Annotated in this window: 8 protein-coding genes; 7 read left to right on the forward strand and 1 reads right to left on the reverse strand. The window is 58.6% G+C overall.

Annotation, left to right across the window (positions count from 1 at the left end; all coding sequences use genetic code 11):
• Positions 1 to 173 precede the first annotated feature (173 nt).
• Positions 174 to 629, reverse strand: coding sequence for a mercury resistance transcriptional regulator MerR (gene merR / locus IEV17_RS16965; protein WP_001166628.1), 456 nt, complete (start codon positions 627 to 629; stop codon positions 174 to 176).
• 71 nt (positions 630 to 700) lie between these two features.
• Here merR and merT point away from each other — a divergent pair, with 71 nt between their 5' ends.
• From merT to IEV17_RS17000, 7 genes are all read left to right on the forward strand, one after another.
• Positions 701 to 1,051, forward strand: coding sequence for a mercuric ion transporter MerT (gene merT, locus IEV17_RS16970; RefSeq protein WP_034600610.1), 351 nt, complete (start codon positions 701 to 703; stop codon positions 1,049 to 1,051).
• Between the two features lie 13 nt (positions 1,052 to 1,064).
• Complete coding sequence (gene merP / locus IEV17_RS16975; RefSeq protein WP_004178136.1) at positions 1,065 to 1,340, forward strand: mercury resistance system periplasmic binding protein MerP; 276 nt, start codon at positions 1,065 to 1,067, stop codon at positions 1,338 to 1,340.
• Between the two features lie 27 nt (positions 1,341 to 1,367).
• Positions 1,368 to 1,793 (forward strand): organomercurial transporter MerC, encoded by a 426-nt coding sequence (merC, locus tag IEV17_RS16980; RefSeq protein WP_000522997.1) that lies wholly within the window; start codon positions 1,368 to 1,370, stop codon positions 1,791 to 1,793.
• A gap of 38 nt (positions 1,794 to 1,831) precedes the next feature.
• The gene (gene merA / locus IEV17_RS16985; protein ID WP_004658213.1) at positions 1,832 to 3,517 is read left to right on the forward strand and encodes a mercury(II) reductase; all 1,686 of its coding nucleotides are present in this window, start codon (positions 1,832 to 1,834) and stop codon (positions 3,515 to 3,517) included.
• Between the two features lie 17 nt (positions 3,518 to 3,534).
• Entirely contained in the window at positions 3,535 to 3,900 is a 366-nt protein-coding gene (gene merD / locus IEV17_RS16990; RefSeq protein ID WP_001277463.1) for a mercury resistance co-regulator MerD, read from the forward strand.
• Positions 3,897 to 4,133 carry a broad-spectrum mercury transporter MerE gene (gene merE / locus IEV17_RS16995; protein ID WP_001087807.1) on the forward strand — a complete coding sequence of 79 codons (237 nt, stop codon included), beginning with the start codon at positions 3,897 to 3,899 and terminating at the stop codon, positions 4,131 to 4,133. Before merD ends, merE begins: the two co-directional genes overlap by 4 nt.
• A gap of 65 nt (positions 4,134 to 4,198) precedes the next feature.
• Positions 4,199 to 4,411, forward strand: coding sequence for a DUF3330 domain-containing protein (locus tag IEV17_RS17000; RefSeq protein WP_000993245.1), 213 nt, complete (start codon positions 4,199 to 4,201; stop codon positions 4,409 to 4,411).
• The last annotated feature ends 559 nt before the right edge of the window (positions 4,412 to 4,970 follow it).

Consider the following 4,970-nt stretch of genomic DNA (forward strand, 5'->3'; position numbering starts at 1 on the left):
GGTAATATTCTAGGAGAAGTTTGGCTAGTAAATAGAGTTTTCGGTCTCTAAGCTTTTTTGAAGGGAAAATCATTGACTCAGATCCCTATTTGCAACAGTGCCGTCAAAACTGCAAGTATGCAGTCTTGACCAGGCATCTAGGGGTCGTCTCAGAATTCGGAAAATAAAGCACGCTAAGGCGTAGTCACCCCGTGACTCCCCCGCGCCGATGCAGCGAGCTTCGTTCCGTCTTGCAGTGACGCAATCAGCGGGCAGGAAACGTTCCCTTTCCGCGCATGGCAGGCGCACACCAGTTCAGACAGCACGGCCTCCATGCGTGCCAAGTCGGCCATCTTCTCGCGCACATCCTTGAGCTTGTGCTCGGCCAGGCCGCTGGCTTCCTCGCAATGGGTGCCATCCTCCAGCCGCAGTAGCTCGGCGATTTCGTCCAGGCTAAAGCCCAGCCGCTGGGCCGATTTCACGAACCGCACTCGTGTTACATCCGCCTCGCCATAGCGGCGAATGCTGCCATAGGGCTTGTCTGGCTCCGGCAGCAGGCCCTTGCGCTGGTAGAACCGGATGGTCTCCACATTGACCCCGGCCGCCTTGGCAAAAACGCCAATGGTCAGATTCTCAAAATTAATTTGCATATCGCTTGACTCCGTACATAACTACGGAAGTAAGCTTAAGCTATCCAAACCAAATTTGAAAGGACAAGCGTATGTCTGAACCACAAAACGGGCGCGGCGCGCTCTTCGCCGCTGGGCTGGCCGCCATTCTTGCGTCGGCCTGCTGCCTGGGGCCGCTGGTTTTGATCGCCTTGGGGTTCAGCGGGGCATGGATCGGCAACCTGACGGTATTGGAGCCGTATCGGCCGATCTTCATCGGCGCGGCGCTGGTTGCACTGTTCTTTGCCTGGCGGCGCATCGTCCGACCGACCGCAGCCTGCAAGCCGGGCGAGGTGTGCGCGATTCCGCAAGTGCGCACCACCTACAAGCTCATTTTCTGGTTCGTCGCCGTGTTGGTCTTGGTCGCGCTTGGTTTTCCCTACGTCATGCCATTTTTCTACTAATCAGGAGTTCATCATGAAAAAGCTGTTTGCCTCCCTCGCTCTCGCCGCTTTCGTTGCCCCCGTGTTCGCCGCCACTCAGACCGTCACGCTGTCCGTGCCTGGCATGACCTGCGCCTCTTGCCCGATCACTGTCAAGCACGCGCTTTCCAAGGTTGAGGGCGTGAGCAAGACCGACGTAAGTTTCGACAAGCGCCAGGCCGTCGTCACCTTCGACGATGCCAAGACCAACGTCCAGAAGTTGACCAAGGCGACCGAGGACGCGGGCTATCCGTCCAGCCTCAAACGCTGATCCGTTAACCGAACTCGGGAGCGACACATGGGACTCATCACGCGCATCGCTGGCAAAACCGGCGCGCTCGGCAGCGTCGTTTCCGCGATGGGCTGCGCCGCCTGTTTTCCTGCCATCGCCAGCTTTGGCGCGGCCATCGGACTGGGCTTCTTGAGCCAGTACGAGGGGCTATTCATTGGCATCCTGCTGCCGATGTTCGCCGGCATCACGTTACTCGCCAATGCTATCGCTTGGCTCAATCATCGACAGTGGCGACGCACGGCGCTCGGCACGATAGGCCCGATCTTGGTGCTGGCAGCGGTGTTTTTAATGCGGGCTTACGGCTGGCAGAGCGGTGGACTGCTCTATGTCGGCCTGGCCTTGATGGTTGGGGTGTCGGTCTGGGATTTCATCTCGCCAGCACATCGCCGCTGCGGGCCGGACAGCTGTGAATTGCCAGAACAACGTGGCTGACGGCAACAGCCGTAGCCACCACAGAAAAGGAAAAATACATGACCACCCTGAAAATCACCGGGATGACCTGCGACTCGTGCGCGGCTCACGTCAAGGAAGCCTTGGAGAAAGTGCCCGGCGTGCAATCGGCGCTGGTGTCCTATCCGAAGGGCACAGCGCAACTCGCCATTGAGGCGGGCACGTCATCGGATGCGCTGACTACCGCCGTGGCCGGACTGGGCTACGAGGCAACGCTTGCCGATGCGCCACCGACGGACAACCGCGCCGGCCTGCTCGACAAGATGCGCGGCTGGATAGGGGCCGCTGATAAGCCCAGTGGCAACGAACGCCCGTTGCAGGTCGTCGTCATTGGTAGCGGTGGCGCGGCAATGGCGGCAGCACTGAAGGCCGTCGAGCAAGGCGCGCACGTCTCGCTGATCGAGCGCGGCACCATCGGCGGCACCTGCGTCAACGTCGGCTGCGTGCCGTCCAAGATCATGATTCGCGCCGCCCACATCGCCCATTTACGTCGGGAAAGTCCGTTCGACGGCGGTATCGCGGCGACTGTGCCTGCGATTGACCGCAGCAAACTACTGGCCCAGCAGCAGGCGCGCGTCGAAGAACTGCGCCATGCCAAGTACGAAGGCATTCTGGACGGCAACCCGACCATCATCGTTGTACATGGTGAGGCGCGTTTCAAGGATGAGCAGAGCCTGGTCGTCCGTTTAAACGATGGTGGCGAGCGCGTGGTAGCTTTCGACCGCTGCTTAGTCGCCACGGGTGCCAGCCCGGCCGTGCCGCCGATTCCGGGCCTGAAAGAGTCACCCTACTGGACTTCGACCGAGGCCCTGGTCAGCGACACCCTTCCCGAACGCCTAGCCGTGATCGGCTCGTCGGTGGTCGCGCTGGAACTGGCGCAAGCCTTCGCCCGGCTGGGCAGCCAGGTCACGATCCTAGCTCGCAACACGCTGTTCTTCCGCGACGACCCGGCCATCGGCGAGGCCGTTACAGCCGCGTTCCGTGCCGAAGGGATCAAGGTATTGGAACACACGCAAGCCAGCCAGGTCGCGCATGTGGACGGCGAATTCGTGCTGACCACCGGGTACGGTGAAATACGCGCCGACCAGCTGCTGGTCGCCACTGGCAGGGCACCGAACACGCGCAGCCTGGCATTGGAAGCGGCGGGAGTCGCTGCCAATGCGCAGGGGGCCATCGTCATCGACAAGGGCATGCGCACCAGTACGCCACACATTTATGCGGCTGGCGACTGCACCGACCAGCCTCAGTTCGTCTATGTGGCGGCAGCGGCCGGCACCCGTGCTGCGATCAACATGACTGGCGGCGATGCGGCCCTGGACCTGACCGCAATGCCGGCCGTGGTATTCACCGACCCGCAGGTCGCCACCGTGGGCTACAGCGAGGCGGAAGCACATCACGACGGGATCGAGACCGACAGTCGCACCTTGACCTTGGACAACGTGCCGCGTGCGCTTGCCAACTTCGACACACGCGGCTTCATCAAGCTGGTCATCGAGGAAGGTAGCGGACGGCTCATCGGCGTGCAAGCGGTGGCCCCGGAAGCGGGTGAACTGATCCAGACGGCGGTGCTCGCCATTCGCAACCGTATGACCGTGCAGGAACTGGCCGACCAATTGTTCCCCTACCTGACCATGGTCGAAGGGCTGAAGCTCGCGGCGCAGACCTTCAGCAAGGACGTGAAGCAGCTTTCGTGCTGCGCCGGATGAGGAAAAGGAGGTGTTCAATGAGCGCCTACACAGTGTCCCGGCTGGCCCTTGATGCCGGGGTGAGCGTGCATATCGTGCGCGACTACCTGCTGCGCGGATTGCTACGGCCGGTCGCGTGCACCACGGGCGGCTACGGCTTGTTCGATGACACCGCGTTGCAACGGCTGCGCTTTGTGCGGGCTGCCTTCGAAGCGGGTATCGGCCTGGACGCACTGGCGCGGCTGTGCCGGGCGCTGGATGCTGCGGACGGTGACGGTGCGTCTGCGCAGCTTGCCGTGTTGCGGCAACTCGTCGAGCGTCGGCGCGAGGCCCTGGCCAGCCTCGAAATGCAACTGGCCGCCATGCCAACCGAACCGGCACAGCACGCGGAGAGTCTGCCATGAACAGCCCAGAGCACTTGCCGTCTGAGACGCACAAACCGATCACCGGCTACTTGTGGGGCGCGCTGGCCGTGCTCACCTGTCCCTGCCATTTGCCGATTCTCGCCATTGTGCTAGCCGGCACGACGGCCGGCGCGTTCATCGGGGAGCACTGGGGTATTGCAGCCCTCACGCTGACCGGCTTGTTTGTCCTGTCTGTGACGCGGCTGCTGCGGGCCTTCAAGGGAAGATCATGACCGCTTCCCAGCCAGCCGAGAGTGGGCAGCTTTGAGCTTCGCTACCAATCTGGAGGAGTACCACCATGAACGCAAACGCCCCGAACACTGCCAGTTGCACCACCTGCTGCGTATGCTGCAAAGAAATTCCGCTCGATGCCGCCTTCACCCCGGAAGGCGCGGAATACGTCGAACATTTCTGCGGGCTGGATTGCTATGAACGCTTCCAGGCACGCGCCAAGGCCGCGACAGAATCTGACATTGCGCCTGTCCCTGGCGGTTCGCAGCCGTCAGATTGAAGCATGGTCTATTAATACATTTATTATTAGATCACTCTGCTAAAAATTTTAGTTAGACCACCTAAGCAATTTAAGTTTAATAAGTTTAATAAGTTTAATAAGTTTAATAAGTTTAATAAGTTTAATAAGTTTAATAAGTTTAATAAGTTTAATAAGTTTAATAAGTTTAATAAGTTTAACTGCTATAAAGTGGTATTGTTCACTAGTACACTCATTTATGAAGGATTAAAGGTAACCATCCGATAAAGCACCCAACACATCCCTCGCTTCAGTAGCTTTGCAGTAAGTACTAAATTCAAATCCCGTATGTAGATATATTCGCCTTTTGGATGGAGAACAAGCTCTGCACCACCAAAGCCCACATTTATTACATTGCCTTACCCTGCAACGTTTAATCCATCCATTACAGCAATACTACCCGTTCACATTACTTTATCTCGGCTGATAATCAGCGTAGTAACTTTAGCCAATCTCGCTGCAATTTCCATGTCAGGAATTTGTCCACTTATTCCAATGATGATGAGAACTGCAGCATTGACTTAGATCGCCAGTGCTCAGT

This window comes from Acinetobacter modestus (genome assembly GCF_014636095.1).
Taxonomy (GTDB): Bacteria; Pseudomonadota; Gammaproteobacteria; order Pseudomonadales; family Moraxellaceae; genus Acinetobacter; species Acinetobacter modestus.

Coding starts and splice junctions, on each gene's coding strand:
- merR (WP_001166628.1), bottom strand. CDS start 629: ATGCAAATTAATTTTGAGAATCTGACCATTGGCGTTTTTGCCAAGGCG.
- merT (WP_034600610.1), top strand. CDS start 701: ATGTCTGAACCACAAAACGGGCGCGGCGCGCTCTTCGCCGCTGGGCTG.
- merP (WP_004178136.1), top strand. CDS start 1,065: ATGAAAAAGCTGTTTGCCTCCCTCGCTCTCGCCGCTTTCGTTGCCCCC.
- merC (WP_000522997.1), top strand. CDS start 1,368: ATGGGACTCATCACGCGCATCGCTGGCAAAACCGGCGCGCTCGGCAGC.
- merA (WP_004658213.1), top strand. CDS start 1,832: ATGACCACCCTGAAAATCACCGGGATGACCTGCGACTCGTGCGCGGCT.
- merD (WP_001277463.1), top strand. CDS start 3,535: ATGAGCGCCTACACAGTGTCCCGGCTGGCCCTTGATGCCGGGGTGAGC.
- merE (WP_001087807.1), top strand. CDS start 3,897: ATGAACAGCCCAGAGCACTTGCCGTCTGAGACGCACAAACCGATCACC.
- IEV17_RS17000 (WP_000993245.1), top strand. CDS start 4,199: ATGAACGCAAACGCCCCGAACACTGCCAGTTGCACCACCTGCTGCGTA.